Origin of the sequence: Solibacillus sp. FSL R7-0668, from assembly GCF_038006205.1 — a bacterium.
Taxonomy (GTDB): domain Bacteria; phylum Bacillota; class Bacilli; order Bacillales_A; family Planococcaceae; genus Solibacillus.
Map to the genome: position 1 here is coordinate 3274568 of NZ_JBBOUU010000001.1, position 21208 is coordinate 3295775.

Sequence of the window (21208 nt, forward strand, 5' to 3'; positions counted from 1 at the left end):
CGAAGTCCCAATAGCTGGACTTCGCATTTTTTAATTTTTCTTTACAAACTCTGATTTTAGCTTCATTGCGCCAAAGCCATCGATCTTGCAGTCAATATTGTGATCGCCTTCTACAAGACGAATATTTTTTACGCGTGTCCCAATTTTTAATGTAGAGGAGCTCCCCTTAACTTTTAAATCTTTCACAACAGTTACCGTATCACCGTCAACAAGTAGGTTGCCATTTGCATCTCGTACAACTAAGCCCTCTTCTTCTACAGCTTCAGCAACTTGAGGCCATTCATGCGCACATTCAGGACATACAAAATTTGCACCATCCTCATATGTATATTCAGAGCCGCATTGTGGACATTTTGGATATACCATTTCACATACCTCCAGTATTTATTCCTCTCCATACTGGCATACTTCTCGCCAAGAAACAACTTTAGCTCAATAATTCACATAATTTCTACAAAATTCACCTGTTTTTCATGATTAGTATTCTCGATTTCCAGTTTCCGTTAACCAAAGGGCAACTCCTAATAATGCGCCCCCTAATGCATTACCAATTGTTACGGGAATTAAATTATGTAAAAAATGATTAATTGAAAAGACAGCACCCTCGGGAATCATTGATGCGACTGAAAATAGCATCATATTGGCAATACTATGCTCGAAACCGCCTAATATAAAGGGAAAGATGCAGCAAAAAATCAATGCTATTTTTGCCATTTCGCTTTTTACCCGATAGAAGCACCACACGGCCATGCATACTAAAATATTGCAAAAGACACCACGAAACACGAGCTCGCTAAATTCGGCTGATGTTTTGAGTTGCGTCACATTTTCGACATAGGTAGCTAAATCCCCGACAACATAACCAGTCATTACGAGTAGCCATGCGCAAACATATGCGCCGACAAAATTACCACAATAGCCAACAGTCCATATTTTTGTCAAATCCATCCATGATGTACGTTTTTCTAAAGCACCGATTGTCAGTACTAAATTATTACCCGTAAACAAATCGGCACCCCCTAGCATGACCATGCACAGCGCGATTCCAAACACTGCGGCTTGTACAATTTTTACAGATGGCACTTCTGCAGGCGTGAGCATTCCACCAATAACGATAAATGTCAGCATTCCAAATCCAATAAATAATCCACCGAAAAAGGCCAATACTACATAACTAATAACACTGCGATTTAAGACAGTTACTTTCTTTTGCGCTACAGCTGCAATCGCTTGAAATGTTTCATTCAACAGTAATACCTCGTTTCTAATCAAGATCCCTCTAAATTATAACAAGTTCAATCCTAACATGTTGATGAAAGGTGAAATTTCTGTGTTTTTCTTAACATTCAAACAAAAAATCCGTACGAATTTGAATGATAATCCACAAAAACCGAACATTCGATTTTCGTTCAATACAAAAATTCGTGAATTTGTTGTTAGTTCTGCTCTTTTATGTTTTTTATAAAAATAATTTCGTGAATTTTCCCACATTTATCGCAAAAGAGTATATTATCAAGATAGAGATTATTTAACTTTACACAAGGAGTGTTTCCATTGACAGTTACAGAAAAACGCGCATTTAACTTTAACGCAGGTCCATCTGCATTACCACTTGAAGTATTACAAAAAGCACAAGCTGAGCTAGTGAATTTCCAGGGTACAGGTATGTCAGTGATGGAGCTTAGTCACCGTAGTGCAACATTTGAGGCTGTGCACAATGAGGCCATTGCACGCTTACGTAAGCTTTTTGCTATTCCTGAAAACTATGAAGTGTTATTTTTACAAGGTGGCGCTAGCTTACAATTCACAATGATTCCGATGAATTTCTTACAAGAAGGCAAAAAAGCAAGCTACATCCAAACAGGTGCTTGGTCTGAAAAAGCATTCAAAGAAGCAAAACTTTTCGGAACACCTGTTGAAGCAGCAAGCACAAAAGAAAACAATTATAAAAACATTCCTGCTGTAGCCGATATCAACATCGACCCAGAAGCAGCATATGTTCACTTAACTTCAAATAATACGATTTTCGGTACACAGTGGAAAACATTCCCAATGACAGGCGATATTCCGCTAATTGCTGATATGAGTTCTGATATTTTATCGAAAAAAGTAGATGTAAGTAATTTTGCTATGATTTACGCTGGTGCACAGAAAAACTTAGGTCCTTCTGGTGTTACAGTCGTGATTGCACGCAAAGACTTTTTGGAAACAGCAAACACAAATATTCCAACAATGTTACAATACGCAACACATGTAAAAAACAATTCCCTTTACAATACACCGCCAACATTTGGTATTTATATGTTAGGTGAAGTTTTAAAATGGGTCGAAGCAGAAGGTGGATTAGATGTAATCGAAAAACGCAACGAAGAAAAAGCCGCCTACATTTACGATGTAATCGACAGCTCAAACGGCTTCTACTATGGTCATGCCACAGAGGATTCTCGTTCATTAATGAACATTACATTCCGTGTAGCTGACGAAGAATTAGAGAAAAAATTCTTAGCTGAAGCAAAAGAGGCTGGCTTTGTTGGCTTAAACGGTCACCGTTCAGTTGGTGGCTGCCGCGCATCTGCTTACAACTCGGTACCTGTTGAAGCATGTAAAGCACTTGCTGATTTCATGGTCAAATTCCAACAAGATAATCAGTAATTGATTCGCTTTAAAGAAAATGCCCCCGCACACTTGGGGGCATTTTTTCTCGCTCATTTGGAGGTGAAATTTTGAAGAAATGGCATTATAGCTGGATTGTATTAGCAGTGACGTTTGCATCGATTATCGTAGCTGGCATTATCCGTTCCTCTGCCGGCGTATTTATCGACCCATTTGAGCAAGATTTCGGTTGGAATCGCCCATCGATTTCCTTTGCCTTTGCTGTTTGTTTATTTTTATATGGATTCTCTGGTCCATTTATGGCCGCATTTGTTGAAAAATATGGATTAAAACGTATGATGTTGATTTCCATGTTCCTCTTATCCGTTGCCCTTGCTTGTACGGCAATCATGCAGGAAGAGTGGCAGCTGATTCTCATATGGGGTGTTATGATGGGGATTGGTTCGGGATTATTTTTAACCGTATTAAGTACACAGGTAGCCAATCGTTGGTTTGATAAGCGACGAGGCTTAGCTGTCGGTATTTTAACAGCTGCTACTGCAACAGGGCAGCTCATTTTACTACCTGTGCTTGCGGCTTTAATTGAGCATTATTCATGGCAAGCAGCCATTCTGTTAATTTTTATTTTAAGTTTGCTTATGCTTGTAATTATTGCGCTCTTTATGCGTAATTATCCGAGTGAAAAAAAGATTGGCCCATATGGCAGAGATAAAGTCATTGAACACACGCCGAAACATGTCGGCAATCCATTTCAAATGGCATTAAGTGCATTAGCAGAAGGCTTAAAGGTAAAGGAGTTTTGGCTACTAGCAGGCAGCTTCTTTATTTGCGGCTTGTCTACAAGTGGGCTGATCGGAACGCACTTTATTTCGTATTGTATTGGCTTTGGCATTCCAGTCGTAACGGCCGCTGCCATGCTATCGTTTATGGGTGTTTTCGATTTAATTGGCACGACACTTTCTGGTTGGTTGTCTGACCGTTTTGATAATCGTTGGTTACTATTTTGGTATTATTCATTACGTGGGCTGTCCTTACTAGCATTACCATTTGCATTGGCCAGTAGCTCGTATACATGGTTAATGATTTTTGCTATTTTTTATGGGCTGGACTGGATTGCGACTGTACCACCGACAATTGGCTTAACACGTCAACGCTTTGGCATTGAAAAAAGTGCCATGATGTACGGCTGGATGGTTGCCGCTCATCAAGTTGGCGCTGGAGTTGCTGCTTATTTTGGTGGCGTGGTATTCGAAGTAATGGGCTCGTATAAAATGGCATTCCTATTAGCAGGTGGCTTCTGCTTACTGGCAAGCTTATTTGTCATCATTATTAAAAAACAGCCGAATCCATCAACTACATAAAAAAGCATGAACCACTTCTTTGGTGGTCCATGCCTTTTTTAAATTGTTGGCTTATAGAACGAACGATTATCTAATGGGAATAAACGTTCAGTAAATTCGCCTGGCTTTGTTTTATCAAGCGCACGCGTCAGCATATTCATTTTTGCATCGATATTGTCGATGTAATGTAAAATTTCAGCCTCTTGAATCATTGGCTTTTTCGGGCTACCCCACTCTTCTTTTCCGTGGTGTGCTAATACTAAATGTTGCAGTAGCATTACTTCTTCGCCCTCGATTTTTAACTCTGTTGCGGCTTGACCGATTTCGTTGACCATAATGGAAATATGACCGAGTAAATTCCCCTCCACCGTATACATTGTGCCGACTGGACCGCTTAGCTCTATTACTTTCCCAATATCATGTAAAATAACGCCCGCATATAATAGATCACGGTTTAATGTTGGGTATAAATTGCAAATCGCCTCGCTTAATTTCAGCATTGAAACAACATGGTCAATTAAACCTGATGCATAATCATGATGGTTTTTTGTTGCTGCTGGATAAATGATAAGCCGATCTTGATATTTTTTTACTAAAAAACGTGTAATACGTGAAATATTTGGATTTTGAATTTGGAAAAAATATTGTGTTAGCTCTTCAAATAGTTGCTCTTTTGGCACGGCTGATGTTGGCAGTAAATCACTAATTGTAACCCCTTCATCTTCACGTGCGGGGCGAATTTGCTTCACACGCAGTTGATTTTTACCGCGATAATCATGAATTTCGCCACCTACTTTTACGATGATTTGGGCACGGTATAGGTTTTCGTGTTCTTCATTCGTATCCCATAGCTTTGCCTCAATATCTCCACTTCGATCTTGCAACACAAGCGACATGAATGGCTTGCCTACAGTGGTAACTCCTTTTTTAGCCTCTTTAATTAACAAATATTGATCGACTTGATCTCCAGGTTGAAGTTTCGTAATTCCATCCACAAGCAATCACTCCTTTATAACTCTATTACAAGTAATTGTAACATGTATATGCAAATGTTTCCGACTAAAAGACTGGATAATTGTTCATGAACATTTCAATATTTCAAATATTTTCTAATAAAAATAGAGTTGTACGTGAATTGTCAAAATATTTTATGTATAATGTAAATATATTGCTTAAAAAGGGTGGTTTATATGGAGAATTATCGTTTCACAGCTTTCGAAAAAACAGGCGAGACTTTATTCGATGAAGTTTGGACTTTTGATAATGACCAAACAGCAAAAGTTGAGGGCCAAAAGCAAATTGAAGAAAAAGGAATTGCCGAAAAAACACATCGCTTAGTAAATGCACAAGGAAAATTAATTTTATTTCACGTTTAAACTGCTTTGCATAAAATCAAAGGGAATGTCCCAGAAATTCTTCTCGGACATTCCCTTTTATACTAATCGCACAATCATTTCATAAAGCTCTTGATTCGTTGGTACTTGCAAATACATGCGCTGACGTACAATACGATCTAATTCCTTTTCAATCATTTCACGCGCGAATGCTTCTCGATTATCCGAAGCAAACATATTCCGCAATTCTTGCCGCATATTATAAATTTCATTAAAATCATTTAGTACTTGCTGCAGCTCTCGTTCATTCAGTAAATATTGCTGTGCTAAATCAACAAGTGCTTCATTAAATATTTCGAGCATGCATACGGCATCGTCTTTAATTATAAAGTCCAGTGCCTTTTTCACAAGCTTTGTCGTAACAACGCTCCCCAAAATAAGGCCAATAATACCTCCAATTAAGCTAATGACGGCTGTACTTACACTAGGAATAGTAAAACCAATTCCCCCGCCAATAATGAAGCCTGCAATACTCCCTACCAAGCCTGTAGCTGTTTTCGAGACATGTTTAAATAACTGCGCCGGTGACAGATGGCCCTTTATCGTCTGTACGATATCTACGTTCGCCATCACATCCGTTACAATGGCATTGGTCACCATATTACCATTCGATAATGTAAAAGCTTTTTTTGTCGCAATGGAACTATATTTCGCTTTTTTCGTTGCGGAGCTGGCCATTTTTTGAATGACCACTTTTTCACCGTTCTTTTGGATAGCCTCAACAATTTCCGCGTCTAATTCCATGTCATCGATAAAATCTACTAATTGAATTTGCTGTTTTATTACTTGTTGGGCAAATAATTCACCATCAATCATTAAACCCGTAAAAACAGCATTCTCTACAGCCTCTGCTCGTTCTGCACCGTTCCATTTACTTTGGGCAAACGATACGGCTGTACTCATGCCAATCGTTTCTTCAGTAAAATAAATACTTCCTTGTGCATCCATCGTTAAATGATGGACATTCCCCGCCTCTGCAATATGTCGCACCTGCTGATAGGTAAATGCACCTTGCTTTATATTATTCGTTTGATTAAAATGCGCTGAAATCTGTTCAAATTGTTCAAATGGTACTTCTAAATAGTTCATTTGCCCTTTATCTTGCTGCTTTAATTCCACTTCACAGATTGCAATCGTTTGTTCAACAGTTGGACAATAGACATTAAGCAATGCTTGTCGCTGTTTTTTAGAAAGCACTATTGGTTCCACGAAGCTACCTCCAGTTATTAAGTCCTCCATTATCATAATGGCAATGAGGGAGGTTGTACAGATTTTTATTTAACAACATTGAGCAAATTCACTAACAATAAATGGATTAAGTACAGTGTGCTTTCTTTTTTTGGCGGGCTACGGCAAAGTTAAAACCAATCGCAATCTGGATTGGTTTTAACTTCTGCGACGAAAGCGTTGTGACAGGAGCATGAACCCTGCTTCTGCGGGGAGTAAAATCGCGATTTCACTCTCCTCGGCGTAAAGAGAATTTCTAAAAAGTGTTTTAGAAATTCCCTTTACTACTGTCTTTAATGCCGCATGCAAGGCCCGCCAAACTAAAATGTTGCGTTCAAATAAAATGAAAAGCGCTCAATACTACCGCTAGCGCTAACGCGAGGCGGCGGTGCTGGATAAAATATGGCGTTGTACCAATAGAGTGGCTTTGTTCAATGCTTAGCTCTTTGAATAAAATTATTTACTATAATTGTGTTATGGTAAAACTTTTTTAGGTTAAAGTTGGTGATATTAAAATTATTGCGCTAGATTCACCAATAATTTTCGAAACATTCGCAATATAAACCAAACTTAGTTTTGTAGCAAAGTGACGCGAAATGAAGTAGGTGCCCTCTTGGGGATATCCAATCATTTGTACCGCCAATAATGCACAAATGATTTAGCAGATAAGCACTCTTAATTCCAATTTTTGCATTAAGAAATACTCTTTTTGAGTAACAACAAAAAAGGAGCGTCCGAGAGTAATTTCTGGGACAGCTCCTTTCCTACTTATTGTCCGACAAATTGCGGGACACGCTTTGCTACAAATGCTTGGATGCCTTCTAAATGATCCTTCGTTTGACGCATTTTTACTTGTCCTTCTGATTCGCCTTGTAAAATTTGCTCCAGCGTACTTAAATTCGCATGATGCAAAATTCGCTTCGTTTCAATCATTGCTAAAATCGGTGCAGCTAATAACTTCCCTACAATTTGGTCTACCGCAACACTCGCTGTACCATCCGCTACATTGTAGTCAATTAAGCCAAGTGCTAATGCTTGTTCACCATCTAATACTTTCCCCTCCCAAATCATCTGTTTCGCCTTTACCGTACCCAGTCGCTCCTTCATGAAGAAATGGCCCGCTCCATCCGGAATTAAGCCAATTCCTATAAAGTTCATCGCCAGCTTACTTGACTGTTCGGCAACTATAAAATCGCTCCCTAATGCCAAGCTAAACCCTAATCCAGCCGAAGCACCATGTATTTGGGCAATCGTAATCATCGGCAGCGTATAATAGGCCTTTACTAAACGTGCAATATCCTCCATCACCGTACCGAAATCCGAAAAATCATCTGATGCCAGCATCCTCTTTACATCGCCACCAGCTGAAAAGACCTTTCCTTCCCCTTTAATAACAAGCACTTGGACAACCTTTTCGTGATGCAGCGCTTCAAAGCAATCTGCTAATTCGCGCATCATTGTAAAATCCATGGCATTCATTGCGCTTGGACGATTTAACGTCACTGTCGCTTTTCGCTCTGCTACTTCTAATTGAATTGTTTCATACATTGTTCATACACCCCTTTTTATGAATAACCATTCATTTCGACATCATGTAGCATTTTTCCTTTATTTACTCAAAAATTTTCCAACTTGAAGCCCTGTGAACAGACAGCCTCCTAGAAATGTTCCTTCTAAAGAGCGGTAGCCATGGACACCGCCACCACCAAAGCCACTTACTTCTCCCGCTGCAAAAAGCCCAGTAATAGGTTCTCCCTGCCCATCCATTACTTGCCCGTTTAAATTTGTTTGCAGCCCACCCAATGTTTTGCGCGTTAATATATTTAATCGTACAGCAATCAGAGGACCCGCTTTTGCATCTAGTAATTTATGTGGCTTCGCAGCACGAATTAGCTTATCCCCAATATAATTTCGTGCACCATGAATTGCTGTAATTTGCGCATCTTTGGAAAATTTATTTTCAATTTCACGGTCCCGCGCCAAAACTTGCTCCTTAATATGCATAAAATCGAGCAACTCACTTCCAACTAACTCATTCATGCCACGTACTAAATCCTTCAAATTATCGGCGACGACAAAATCCTCTCCATGATCCTTGAACGCTTGCACCGCAGCTGGCGGACCTGGTAATACGCGTTTCAACACTTCTTTGATGCTTTTATTTGTTAAATCCGTATTTTGTTCAGAACCTGATAAAGCAAATTCCTTTTCGATTATTTTTTCAGTTAAAAGAAACCACGAATAGTCATAACCTGTTTTTTGAATGGCCTCAAGGGTACTAAGCGTATCAAAGCCTGGGAAATTCGGTGCAGTAAAACGATTGCCTCGCGCATCCAACCACATGGAGGATGGTCCTGGTAAGATGCGAATGCCATGATTTGGCCAAATGGGATTCCAGTTTTTTAAACCTTCTGTGTAATGCCACATTCGGTCACGATTAACGATGCGCCCGCCAATTTGCTCCGTAATGTCAAGCATTTTTCCATCGACATAGGCTGGTACACCAGATACCATCTTTTCAGGGGGCGCTCCCAGTCGTGCTGGCCAATTTTTCTTTACTAATTCGATATTGGCTCCAATTCCACCACTTGCTACGACGACGGCCTCTGCATAATATTCAAAATGATCAATTACAACACGCGAGCTTTCTTCCCCACGTGTGATTGTAGCCGGTTCTAATAGATTGCCTCGAATACCCGACACAGCTCCGTTTGTTGTTATCAGCTCGGTCACTTGATGTCTCGGCTTATAATCGATTTTTCCTTCACTTGCTGCTTGTAATACTTGTTTCGCAAATGGCTCCACTAAGCCCGGCCCCGTTCCCCAAACAATATGAAAGCGCGGAACAGAATTGCCATGTCCTCCAGCAAGTGCGCCACCACGCTCTGCCCACCCCACTACTGGGAAAAAATTTATGCCCTTTGATTTTAGCCAGCTATATTTTTCTCCAGCCGCAAAATCAACATAGGCCTTAGCCCATTTATAAGCCCAAATATCCTCATCCTCTAACCGATCAAATCCAGCCGTACCACACCAATCTTGCCAAGCTAACACCTTACTATCTTTAATGCCAAGTCTTCTCTGCTCAGCTGAATCAACTAGGAATAATCCACCAAAAGACCAAAATGCTTGCCCACCAATGGAATTTTCAGGCTCCTGATCGACAAGTAATACTTTTTTATTTGCCTCCAATAATTCACAAGCAGCGACTAGACCCGCAAGCCCAGCTCCGATGATAATGACATCATAACGCATACAAAAGGCCCCCTTTATTTTCCATAACATATGTGATAAATGCTGAATCTAATTTAAATTTCGTGCTCACTCATATTTCCCCTTCTTATTGGCAATAAATAAAAGGATTCATCAAAATTATTTTGTGACAAAATTATGTCACAAAAATGAAAACGAATTTCTATGAGAGAATTTCACTTGTGTTATTATCAGTAAATTCAATCAAATAGCATCAGACCAACATCGTTAGCGCTTACATCAAAAATCGCAAAGACGAATATTAAATGATTTATTTTATTTATAGTTCGGTTTTTGTTGTTTATACGTAGATGGAAATGAAGTAAATTTCAGAAAATCCGAATATCCCGTTGACAAAGGTGAACAATCGGGTTTATGATGTAATCAAATTTAATTACGACAAACTATTGCGATAGAGACATGCTTTTCGTTTTGTATAGCAAAGAGAGCTGGTGGTTGGTGTAAACCAGTATATACGGCGATAAAGTTCCACTCTTGAATAGAATAACTGAAATGTATTAGTAGGTTATTCCGTCCCATGCACGTTACGCATACGGATAAGGTTGTACGAGTATTTATCTGAATATTACGTCAACGAATAAGGGTGGTACCGCGATTCTGATATTTTTAGCCTTTCGCCCCTTACAGTGACATGTAAGGGACGGAAGGCTTTTTTATTTCATTATTAATTAAAATGGGTTAACCATTAAGGGAGAGAATTTTATTATGGCAACAAAAGTTATCGAACAAGCAACTAAAACAATTAACGTATTTATTGCGGATCCACTTAGTGAAGATGGAATTTTTCCATTACGTCAAGAAACAGAATTAGACTTAAATGTAATTATTGATACAGGTCTTGCACCAGAAGAGCTTATCGCAAAAATTGCTGACGTAGATGTACTACTTGTTCGTTCTCAAACAACTGTTACACGCGAAGTAATCGAGGCAGCAAAAAACTTAAAATTAATCGGGCGTGCTGGTGTTGGTGTAGATAACATCGACTTAACTGCTGCAACAGAACACGGAATTATCGTTGTCAACGCACCAGATGGCAACACAAACTCTGCTGCTGAACATTCAATCGCAATGATGACATCTTTAGCACGTCATATTCCACAAGCATTTAATACACTTAAAAACGGTAAATGGGATCGCAAATCTTTCGTTGGTGTGGAATTAAAAAATAAAACTTTAGGCGTTATTGGTATGGGCCGTATCGGTGCTGAAGTGGCATACCGTGCAAAAGGTCAACGTATGAACGTCATCGCTTATGACCCATTCTTAACAGAAGAACGCGCAAAAGAGCTTGGCGTAACAAAAGGAACAGTTGATGAAGTATGTGCAGCTGCTGAGTTCATCACAGTACACACACCATTACTACCAGAAACACGCAACATCATTAATAAAGCGCGCTTTGCCATTATGAAAGACGGCGTTCGCATTATTAACTGTGCACGTGGTGGTATCATTAATGAAGATGATTTATATGACGCAATCGTAGAAGGTAAAGTAGCTGGTGCAGCACTAGACGTATTCGTACAAGAGCCAGCAACAGACCACAAATTACTAACACTTCCACAAGTAATTGCAACACCTCACTTAGGTGCATCTACAGTAGAAGCACAAGAATCAGTTGCAGTTGACGTTTCAAATGATATTATTAAATTCTTTAAAACAGGTACAGTTACAAACCCAGTAAACATGCCTTCAATTCCTAAAGAAAAGCTTGCACAAGTTGAGCCATTCTTTGCACTTGCTGAAAAGCTTGGTAAATTCTTAATCCAAGTAACAGAAGAGGGCATTCAACAATTAAATATTTCTTATGCAGGAGAAGTTGCTAACTTTGATGTTCGCCCATTAACTGCCAATGCAATTAAAGGATTACTTTCTACAAATCACGGCACGCATGTAAATGATGTCAATGCACGTTATTTAGCAGAGCGCATTGGTATGCAAATTAACGAGCACAAAACAACTACTGCAAAAGGATTCACGAACTTAATTACAGTGGAAATCATTACAGAAACAGAAAAACATACAGTTGCAGGTACGCTATTAAATGGTCTTGGCGCTCGCATTGTGAAAGTGGAAGGTTTCGTAGTAGACGTTATTCCTGAAGGTCACCTACTATACATCAAAAACCAAGACAAGCCAGGTTCAATCGGCCGCGTAGCTACAAAATTAGCTGATAAAAACATTAATATCGCGACAATGCAAGTAGGACGCGACCAAATTGGTGGTTCTGCAGTTATGATGCTTGCTGTTGATAATGAAGTAACAACTGAAGAATTAATCTATGTTGCACAACTTGAAAATATTGATGAAGTAAAAGCCATTACTCTATAATTTCATTTCGAAAACGGATAAGCCTATTTCCATGCTTATCCGTTTTTTTCATTCTTTTTACGTTCATCGCATATACAATAGGAGCTGGTCTAGTTCTAAATAAGGATTTATCTGTCGTTTGTTTCAGTTTTTAGAAAAGGAAATGTATACTAAAGGAAAGAGTCATTTTTAACAAAGACTGACATTTCAAGTAAAGGAGCTTTCCATATGAGAAGAGTATTTTTCCTGCTTACAATGTTGCTATGTGCAGGCCTTACTTATTTGATCATGCCTCATTATACATACGCAGCAACCGAAGATCCTATAACGATTAAATTTACATCCATTGAAAGTGAACTTTATGATGATCCATTGCAAGAACCTGTCATGATCATCCCTGAAAATTCACCCGTTATTGTGTTATTCGAGGAAGATGGTTGGTCTGAGGTTCAATACAAAACATTCACTGGCTCTATACCAACAGAGCAGTTAATTACCGCAAAGCCTAAGCATTTGCTCATCAATTCAAAAAACGAGCCTCTTGTGCGTATGACAGATTCCCCACAAAGTGATTCGCTTGGTCATTTATATTCGAATAGCATTGTCGAAGTTTATGAGATTGATTCGCCACAATTTGTCTTTGTCCGTTATGGTCATTTAGCGGGCTATGTGTATAATAATGTGTTCGTTCAGCAAAATGCCCGACAAAGAGTTGTCAAAGATCCTTCTGTCATTGTGCGTTCAACGGCTGGTGCTTCAGGTGTAAAAATCGGTGAATTGCCTGCTAAAACGGAAGTGACGGTGTTAACGAATTTTAATGGCTGGGCATTTATTGAAACCGATCAAGCTTCTGGTTATGTATTAGCAAGCAGTTTGGCTATCAGTGAAGCTAAGCCTACTCAGCCAAAGCCGCCTGCAACGTCAAAGAAAATTGCCCTTACCTTCGATGACGGACCGCATCCTAAGGTAACACCACAGATTTTAAAAATATTAAAAAAATATGAGGCCAAAGCTACCTTCTTCGTTGTTGGCTGTGAGGTAAAAAAGTATCCACAAGTGTTGAAAGACGTGGCAAATGCAGGTCACGAAATCGGTAATCATACATTCAATCATAAAAAACTCACAACATTGTCGCTTCGAAATGCCAAATTACAAATCGATTCTACAGATGCCGTGATTAAGGCTGCCATCGGACATAATGCTACGGTTTTTCGCCCGCCATATGGTGCCTATAATAAAAGTATCGTCAATCAACTAAATGTACCTAATGTTCTTTGGTCTATTGATACACTTGATTGGAAGCATCATAATCCGCAAAAAACATTAGCTGCCGTGCAAAAAAATGCGAAAAATGGCAGCATTGTGCTCATGCATGATATTCACCAAGAGACAGCCGATGCACTGGATTCCATTTTAGCTATGTTGCAAAAGCAAGGCTATGAATTTGTGACCGTTTCAGAATTAACTACTAAATAAAAAACAAAGCTCCACATTCAAGCAATACGAGCTTGGATGTGGAGCTTTTTATTGTAAAGATTTTAGGTGTAAAAATGTTAAGGACGCTTCCACTGACTGAGCTGAATCAATTGGGTTTGGAACAAGCGCGTTTATATCAAAGCCCTGTGTAACCCCAACCGCCATTACAGCAACTGCCGCGAGCACTGAACCAACCCCGATCATTCGGGATATGAGTCGATGCGCCTGCTGCATTTCAGAATTGGAGTGCTGAATCTTTTTTTGCCGAACAAGCTTGAAAAAACGGGCTTGCTGCTGAGGAAATGATAAAACATGAGCACATGCCAAGCATAGCTGCGCACTGTGATGCTGAATCGTTATCAAATCAATTTGAACATATTCTGTTGTACGTCCACAGTTTTCACAGCTACATGCTACATTGTTTACCATACTCATAACCTCTTTCATCTGTTTCATAATGTTAGTATAACATAAATTTTTAGAAAATTCTTTATTTTTGTTTTATTGAAAAGTTAATTGATACAATGCCTTATACTGGTAAAATAAAGGGGACTATCGAATTAATCTGGTAGAAATCAAAAATGGAGGAATTCCATGTCTAATAATTTAGAAGAACGAATTTCGCTGAACCAATATGCCTTATTTTTTTGCTTTGCAATTACAGTGCATAATATTGAGGAAGCAATTTGGTTACCTAATTGGACTCAATCATCCTATGCTATTCAACAGCCTGTAACATCGACTGAGTTTCACTTCGCTGTACTTATCATTACAGCATTGGCTTATTTAACAGCCTTTTTCTTTGGTCAATTTTCACACAGTCAGCTAGCCAAATATACTTTTACAGGATTTTTAGGCTCCATGATTTTCAATACGTTTTTTCCCCACTTGCTTTCAACGATTATTATGCAAGCCTATGCACCTGGGCTTATTACAGGATTACTGCTGATCGTCCCAATTAATACATACATTCTTTATCAATTACATAAGAAGGGTCATATCAAGCTTAAACATATATTCCTTTCAACTGTTATGGTCGGTGGGATATTACTGTTGCTCATTCCTGTACTATTCAAGATTTCAAATATTATGTTCATTTATTAGCGTACAGGACGTTCTCACTATCGCTTTGGGAACTTTCTTTTCTTAATATAGATAAAATATACTGTTAATATTGAAGTAGCATTATTAAGAGAAAACCACAATCTCTATGGTAGGTATTTGCTTACTGGTCGTTCTTCAAAAAAACTGTAAGGAGATAATTCAATGAATCTTAATATTAATCTAGTACGTAAATTTGCTATTTTTATATTTTTTTTATTTCTTTTAAATGGTCTAACTAATATAGTAAATCACTCACACTACGCCTATCTCCTTTTAGGAATATTTCAAACTGTCATCTGTACTATTAGTATTATGATTCTTTTCTTTAAAAAAGGTTCTTCGCAAAAATTTCGAGATTGACAAAATCAAAGCCCTATTTCCAAACATAATAAAATAATAAAGTGGTACCGTTCTGATACCCCATCCACTTTCTTGGTAATGAATATGATATAAATTTTAAATTAAATAACGTTTCTAAATGACACTTTGGGGACAAATTCCCCCTTATTTCAATTAAATGAGGGTGATTTTTCCTCTTATGAATGATAAATCCATAAATTAGGAATTTTATGCTATATAATTTATCGTAGTTAGTACATTAACATTGCATTAAATTAAAACACTATTCATCAAGAGTCCTTCTAACTAAAAAAATTCCAAAACAAGGTATTCCGTTGCACAAAAAAACTCCTTATAATTAGGTTTGGTAGTTCTGTCCAAATCCCAATTAAAAGGAGCCAACCATGAACAAGGATACCACAAAATCCACATTAAATGAATTGTTAAAAGTACTAAATGAGAAAACATTTTTAAAAATTGTGAACGTCTCCAATCTTGATTATTACGTGAAAAAGCTGTCAGCCTATAAGTTTTTACAACTGTTCATCATTGCACAGCTGAATGAAAAAGATTCGCTCAAAAAATTGGCGAAACATCTGAAGGAAACTGAAGAGCTTCAAACCTTTGTTCAAATGGGTACCATTAGTTCGTCGCAGCTTTCACGCAGACAGTCCTGCTTGACGCCGGGCATATTTGAAAAGGTCTTTCGCCATCTCGTCGTTGCCGCCCAGGTAAAATTGAAGAGAAGGCAACCGTTTGTTCGGGATATCGATCAACTACTTGTTATCGATTCTTCTACCATGTCCATGAGTCTGAGCCAATATCCCTGGGCTACGTTTCGAAAAACCAAGGCAGGTGTTCGTCTGCATTTACGCGTCGTTGTCACAAAAGATGTGACGCTCCCAGATCAGGCGGTTCTTTTGCCGGCGAAACATGCAGACCGTACGCAAATGGATACGCTGGTGGCGTTCGATTCCGATGCCATTCATCTGTTTGACCGAGGCTATACGGACTATAAACAGTATGACAAATTGTGTGAGAAAGAGGTTCGCTTTATCACGCGATTGAGGAAAAATGCAAAGATTGAAGTGCTGAATGAGCAAGCCCCAGACGTTGAAAATAACATCTTTTCGGATCAAGAAGTCTTTTTGGGGGATGAGCAGAACCGCACGAAAATGTCGAATTCGCTGCGTTTAATCCGAACAGTCGATCGCGAGAAAAATGAAATCATTATTCTCACAAGCTGTTTCGATTTGTCGGCGAAAGAAATTGGAGACCTCTATCGCTACCGCTGGAAAATTGAAACGTTTTTTAAATGGATGAAACAGCACCTAAGAATCAAAAAGTTCTTCGGAAAAAGTCAGAACGCCGTCTACACACAAATCTGGATTGCTCTGATTACGTATTGCCTGCAAGTATTGCTAAAGCTGGAACTGAACCATGATGGACCACTTTTAGAGATGAAAGAAACGCTTCAGAATCTTCTTTTCAAGCCTTTTGAAACTTTTGTTAAAGCACTTTTCAGACCGCCGACAAGGCAATCCAAAGGACGAAAAAAGCATGATTGGGACAGTGAGTTTCAGCTCATCGTCAAACAGTTTGACGAAAGAGAGGTGGAACATTTAGACAATTTAACGTACGACCCGATTTTCTAGGTTATATCATATGTAAATAATTTACAATTTGTGGATGAGGACTACCGCTTATGCCCACGTTGACTTTTTTTCAAATACGGAGAAATCGTTCGTTCTGAATTTTCAGATATATGAGTCAGGTAGGTATTATGCCCCTTTTGACAAATGTTAAAAATTTTTATGCAACGCTAATGTAGTTAGTAATATAAATAATAAATAACTCTAGTAATTTGCTCAGTTTATGGAAAAACACAACTGGAGGTAATCAAATGGATGCTTTGATGTTAGAGGGATGGACCCCTATATTGCTTTGTGGAATTGTTTTTGCAATGGGGATGTTTATTATATCCCGTAAAGTTTCAAGAAAAGTTTTACTTTTAACCGCCACTGTATTAAGTCTAATTTGTATCGGATTAATTATTTTTAGCAAGAATGTAGTTGGTGGTTGGGATGGTATCGGATTGGCTTACTTAATGGTTACTATTTTTGTAGATGTATGGATAGGTACTTTTATCGGAGCTATTTCAAAGAGATAAAATAAGTGTTTTCCCGTTTTTCATTTACTTTATTAATTTCTCTTTTGTCTGCCACTATTACTTCTAGAGTATGGCTAAAACAAATAGCGAATTTTTTTATCACAATCAGGTTGGTTGAAGAAGTGTCTTTATTTTACTAAATTCAAGATTACTTTAATTTTTTAAAGATTTATAAAGTATACAAAATAAATATAAAAACGTTGCCAAATACAAATTTGTGGATACATTGAAAATGCGCAAACGCTGTGAAATCAACGTTTACGCATTTTTTGGAATATTATCGATACAGCTTTTTATGCAATTCAGTTGAAACTCAGTTATAGCAACAGTTTTGAGCGTGTTTTGGGTTTGTTGGATTACTGATTAAAAACATGTATATTCGTACTTTTTAAATCCTCATTTTTCTGCTTCTAACCCTCCACAAATTAAATTTGCGTAAAATATTTCACAGCCAACGGAACTTCGCCGAACGGTCGCTTTTCTAAATACTGTTCAATATAGATTTCTGCGAGCTTTTGCTCACGTTCGCCATGTAATTCACCATGTCTTACTGCTGTCACTGCTTCAAATAACTGTGTGAGCTCTGTCATTAATGGTTTTGCTTCAATTGTTTGTAATGCATCTGGTAGCTTTACAAACGTTTCAAACTTTTGTTGTAATTCGGCTACACGTGCTTTTAATAATGGGTGCGTCGTGTGATGAAGCTGGGCTAGTAATGTTTGATGCGCATTTTTTTTAGATAAACGAATCAATTCATGTGCCAAAATATTAGCTGGCCCTTCCCACACTGTTAATACTTGTGCATCACGAAGTAAACGTGCCATGACAAAATCCTCCATGAAACCATTGCCACCATGAAGCTCAATGGATTCATGTGCGAAATGAATCGCATATTCCGCTGTTTCCTTTTTCAGTAAGGCGATTAACAAACGGACAACCAATTGCTCATCCTCGTCAGCTAAACTAGCCGTTACCCGATCGTAGCGTTCAACCAAATCAAACAAACCAATTAATGAGGCATGCCATTTTGCCTTTAGTGTTGAAAGGGTTTCTTGCACCATTGGATACTCCGATAAAGTATGACCAAATGCCCTACGACCGCTTGTATAATGAATTGCTTCATCTAGTGTACGCTTCATGATGCCTAGAGACGCAGCAGCATTACAAATGCGAGATAAATTTAATGCTTCAAGCATATAATAAATCCCTTTATTTGGATCACCGACTACATAAGCGAGCGCTCCTTCAAATTCCACCTCTCCTGATGGAACAGCCTTTACCCCTAACTTATCTTTTAAACGACGAATGCGTAAATGATTTAGCGTCCCTTCTTCTGTATGCCATGGTACCGCAAATAGTGTCAACCCTTTTGAGCCACTACTAGCCCCCTCTTTTCTAGCAAGCACCATTGCCACGCCACACATTCCGGCATTGGAGGCGAAATATTTTTCACCAAATAAACGCCATTGCCCATCTTCAAGCCGTGCCTCAAGGATATTTGCCCCAACATCTGAACCACCTTGACGCTCCGATAAAAAAGTTGCACCTTCATACAGTTCAACATCTCCCGTTGCAATGACATGTGGTAAAAAACGTTGCTTAAGCTCATCGCTCGCATATTGGTCTAATAAAAAGGCTGTTGCCATCGTTAATGTAACAGGACAATAAAAGCCTGGCTCTGTTTGGGATAATAAATAACCTTGTGCAAAACTATACACATAATTTCCTTTTTGATGAAGGGCTGGGATTTCTTTATGCACATAGCCTACGATACCAGTTTCATACGTTTCTTTTACCGTTTGCAAATAGCCCTCATTTACAATGACCCGGCTCACCTCTTCACCATATGCATCATAACGCTGTAACTTTGGTTCCCCTTCTCGGTCCGTTATTTTCGCTCGTTGATCAATTGGCCCTGCACAACGTTCCCCGAATTTAAGTAGCTCCTCGTTCGCAAAATGAAAAAATTGTGGTGCAAGCTTTTGCTGTAATAGTTGATGTAATGTTTCATCGCCTTCATAAAAGTTTTTTGTCTTTTGCTGTTTATTCGCTAACACTTGCATTTTCTTTTGCCTCCCTTAGCTGCTGCTTTAAAATTTTGCCGGATGCGTTACGTGGTAATGCCTCTACTTGTTCATAAATTTTCGGGAGCTTAAATGCTGCTAATTTATCTTGTAAAAATGCGCGCAGTTCCTGTTCTGATAGCGTTGTATTGGCCGCATAAATCACTTTCACTGTTTCGCCCCACTCTGGATGTGGGACACCAATGACAGCGGTTTCAAAAATAGCCGGGTGCTGCACAACGATATCTTCTATTTCCTTTGGATAGATGTTAACACCACCTGAAATAATGACGTCCTTCTTACGGTCAACAATGTAGTAATAACCGTCTTCATCCATGCGTGCTAAATCACCTGAACGAACCCAGTCATCCACAAATACCTTGCTTGTTTCCTCTGGATTTTTATAGTACTCTTTCATATTTCCTTCACCGTATAAGATAATTTCACCCACTTCACCCGGTGCTACATCTTCATTGTTTTCGTTAATAATACGAATTTCTGTGCCGAATGGTGCACGTCGTCCAATTGATCCTGGTTTAGCTAAATGTTCTTCTGCATGTAAAATCGTGCCGCTTGGTCCTGCCTCCGTTAAGCCATATACGCAAACAAGCCGATCTGTTTGGAATTGTTGTTGAATATAAGCCACTTCCTGTTGTGATAAAGGAGCACCCCCGTAAACCCAATACTTCATTGAAGATAAGTCAGCTGTTTTGATCTTTTCATTGGAAGCGGTTAATAAATACGCCACTGGAGCGCCAAAGAAATGCGTTGTTTGATAGGTTTCAACCGTATCGATGAATAAATCTGGCGTAAATGTCGGTGTTAATACAGCAGTTGCGCCAACTAAAATGGCTGTCACAAAAAATAAATTCAATGGTGCTGAATGCGTAAGTGGCATCATAATGAGTAATCGGCTTTCAGGCTTGACTTCCATCTCAATCGCAATCATATGCGAAACGGTTAACACATTGCGATTTGTTAATAACACACCTTTTGGGTTACCTGTCGTACCAGATGTATAAAGTAGCGTTGAATCATCCTCTTCCACAAGCTCACACATCACCACATCATTATTTGCTTGCTCTACAAGCTCATTATAACTTTGCCATCCATCCACTTTTGATCCTGTTTTCACCTTTAAGCCCGCAAATTGAACATTCTTTGCCTGTTCCATTAACAATTCATGTACAAAAAGGGCTTTCGCATCACTGTGGGAAAGTACATATTCAAGCTCACGCGTTACAAACTTAGCATTGACCGGTACAACAATCGCGCCTACTCGTTGAATCGCAAAATAAAGTGCTGCGAACTCGCGTACATTTGGCATAAAGATCGCTACTTTATCTCCTTTTGTAATGCCTGCAACAAGTAAAGCATTTGCTAAGCGATTCGTTTCGATATCTAGCGCTTGATAGGTTGTCTCTTGCCCCATGCTAATTACGGCAATGTTATGTGGATACTTTCTCGCATGTCGAGCCAATAAATTTGAAATATTCATTTTTCATCCTCCATTAACAACTGTAGTTTTTCACGAAATATACGGTCCGTCTTTACAATTTCCGCACGAATCTCCAAGAGCTCTTCAATCTTACTATCGATTTCCTTTACCTTCTGCTGTCCATATTCGATTGTCTTCTCTAGCTGCTTCTTTCCAGAACGATCATAATCAAATAGCAGCACCATCTCTTTTATTTCCTCAAGTGAAAATCCATACGTTTTTCCTCGAAGAATCAGCTTTAACTTGGCCTCCTCCCTTTTAGTAAAATATCGGATACCCTTATCTACACGGTGTGAGCTTAATATGCCCAGCTCCTCATAATAGCGTAGTGTGCGTGTAGAAAGCTCGTATTCTTTGGCTATTACTCTAATAGATTTCATTCGTGTATCCCTCCGTTTTTGCAA

General features: G+C 38.8%; 18 protein-coding genes and 1 other annotated feature. Of the genes, 8 read left to right on the plus strand and 10 right to left on the minus strand.

Annotated elements, in window-relative coordinates:
* Positions 1-30: 30 nt before the first annotated feature.
* Both MKX47_RS16335 and MKX47_RS16340 read right to left on the minus strand, forming a co-directional pair.
* Positions 31-366 (minus strand): zinc ribbon domain-containing protein YjdM, encoded by a 336-nt coding sequence (locus MKX47_RS16335; RefSeq protein ID WP_340776312.1) that lies wholly within the window; start codon positions 364-366, stop codon positions 31-33.
* A 111-nt stretch (positions 367-477) separates the two neighbouring features.
* Positions 478-1248 carry a formate/nitrite transporter family protein gene (locus MKX47_RS16340; RefSeq protein ID WP_340776315.1) on the minus strand — a complete coding sequence of 257 codons (771 nt, stop codon included), beginning with the start codon at positions 1246-1248 and terminating at the stop codon, positions 478-480.
* A 306-nt stretch (positions 1249-1554) separates the two neighbouring features.
* Between MKX47_RS16340 and serC the strand changes: the two genes are divergently transcribed.
* Both serC and MKX47_RS16350 read left to right on the plus strand, forming a co-directional pair.
* Positions 1555-2652, plus strand: coding sequence for a 3-phosphoserine/phosphohydroxythreonine transaminase (serC, locus tag MKX47_RS16345; RefSeq protein WP_340776317.1), 1098 nt, complete (start codon positions 1555-1557; stop codon positions 2650-2652).
* Between the two features lie 71 nt (positions 2653-2723).
* A complete protein-coding gene (locus MKX47_RS16350) occupies positions 2724-3974 on the plus strand; it encodes an MFS transporter (protein WP_340776320.1) in 1251 nt (416 codons plus the stop codon).
* Positions 3975-4012: 38 nt separating this feature from the next.
* Here the strand turns inward: MKX47_RS16350 and yhaM are convergent, their stop codons facing one another.
* Entirely contained in the window at positions 4013-4948 is a 936-nt protein-coding gene (gene yhaM, locus MKX47_RS16355) for a 3'-5' exoribonuclease YhaM (RefSeq protein ID WP_340776322.1), read from the minus strand.
* A gap of 195 nt (positions 4949-5143) precedes the next feature.
* On the opposite strand from yhaM, the gene MKX47_RS16360 reads away from it, so the two are divergent.
* Positions 5144-5329, plus strand: a complete 186-nt coding sequence (locus tag MKX47_RS16360) for a YhzD family protein (RefSeq protein ID WP_340776324.1) — start codon at positions 5144-5146, stop codon at positions 5327-5329.
* A gap of 57 nt (positions 5330-5386) precedes the next feature.
* Here the strand turns inward: MKX47_RS16360 and MKX47_RS16365 are convergent, their stop codons facing one another.
* From MKX47_RS16365 to MKX47_RS16375, 3 genes are all read right to left on the minus strand, one after another.
* Positions 5387-6556, minus strand: coding sequence for a hypothetical protein (locus MKX47_RS16365; protein ID WP_340776327.1), 1170 nt, complete (start codon positions 6554-6556; stop codon positions 5387-5389).
* 786 nt (positions 6557-7342) lie between these two features.
* Entirely contained in the window at positions 7343-8122 is a 780-nt protein-coding gene (locus MKX47_RS16370; protein ID WP_340776330.1) for an enoyl-CoA hydratase, read from the minus strand.
* 60 nt (positions 8123-8182) lie between these two features.
* Positions 8183-9829, minus strand: coding sequence for an FAD-binding dehydrogenase (locus MKX47_RS16375; RefSeq protein ID WP_340776333.1), 1647 nt, complete (start codon positions 9827-9829; stop codon positions 8183-8185).
* Between the two features lie 397 nt (positions 9830-10226).
* Positions 10227-10472: a binding site (T-box leader), on the plus strand.
* Positions 10473-10552: 80 nt separating this feature from the next.
* Between MKX47_RS16375 and serA the strand changes: the two genes are divergently transcribed.
* Entirely contained in the window at positions 10553-12175 is a 1623-nt protein-coding gene (gene serA / locus MKX47_RS16380; RefSeq protein WP_340776336.1) for a phosphoglycerate dehydrogenase, read from the plus strand.
* 207 nt (positions 12176-12382) lie between these two features.
* Positions 12383-13630, plus strand: coding sequence for a polysaccharide deacetylase family protein (locus MKX47_RS16385; protein WP_340776340.1), 1248 nt, complete (start codon positions 12383-12385; stop codon positions 13628-13630).
* A gap of 48 nt (positions 13631-13678) precedes the next feature.
* On the opposite strand, the gene MKX47_RS16390 is transcribed toward MKX47_RS16385, so the two are convergent.
* Positions 13679-14059, minus strand: a complete 381-nt coding sequence (locus MKX47_RS16390) for a DNA polymerase III subunit delta (protein WP_340776343.1) — start codon at positions 14057-14059, stop codon at positions 13679-13681.
* Positions 14060-14254: 195 nt separating this feature from the next.
* Here MKX47_RS16390 and MKX47_RS16395 point away from each other — a divergent pair, with 195 nt between their 5' ends.
* The 3 genes from MKX47_RS16395 to MKX47_RS16405 all read left to right on the plus strand — a co-directional run bounded on the left by MKX47_RS16395 (position 14255) and on the right by MKX47_RS16405 (position 17243).
* The gene (locus MKX47_RS16395; RefSeq protein WP_445683617.1) at positions 14255-14734 is read left to right on the plus strand and encodes an HXXEE domain-containing protein; all 480 of its coding nucleotides are present in this window, start codon (positions 14255-14257) and stop codon (positions 14732-14734) included.
* Between the two features lie 743 nt (positions 14735-15477).
* Positions 15478-16728: an IS4 family transposase gene (locus tag MKX47_RS16400; RefSeq protein ID WP_340770156.1), complete on the plus strand. Its 1251-nt coding sequence runs from the start codon at positions 15478-15480 to the stop codon at positions 16726-16728.
* Positions 16729-16976: 248 nt separating this feature from the next.
* Positions 16977-17243, plus strand: coding sequence for a YesK family protein (locus tag MKX47_RS16405; RefSeq protein WP_340776348.1), 267 nt, complete (start codon positions 16977-16979; stop codon positions 17241-17243).
* A 425-nt stretch (positions 17244-17668) separates the two neighbouring features.
* Here MKX47_RS16405 and MKX47_RS16410 read toward each other — a convergent pair whose 3' ends face one another.
* From MKX47_RS16410 to MKX47_RS16420, 3 genes are read right to left on the minus strand one after another with little or no spacing between them, the layout of a single operon-like run.
* On the minus strand, positions 17669-19306 hold the full coding sequence (locus MKX47_RS16410) for an acyl-CoA dehydrogenase family protein (RefSeq protein WP_340776351.1): 1638 nt from the start codon (positions 19304-19306) through the stop codon (positions 17669-17671).
* Entirely contained in the window at positions 19287-20804 is a 1518-nt protein-coding gene (locus MKX47_RS16415; RefSeq protein ID WP_340776353.1) for a class I adenylate-forming enzyme family protein, read from the minus strand. Before MKX47_RS16415 ends, MKX47_RS16410 begins: the two co-directional genes overlap by 20 nt.
* Positions 20801-21184: a MerR family DNA-binding protein gene (locus MKX47_RS16420; protein ID WP_340776355.1), complete on the minus strand. Its 384-nt coding sequence runs from the start codon at positions 21182-21184 to the stop codon at positions 20801-20803. Before MKX47_RS16420 ends, MKX47_RS16415 begins: the two co-directional genes overlap by 4 nt.
* Positions 21185-21208 lie beyond the last annotated feature (24 nt).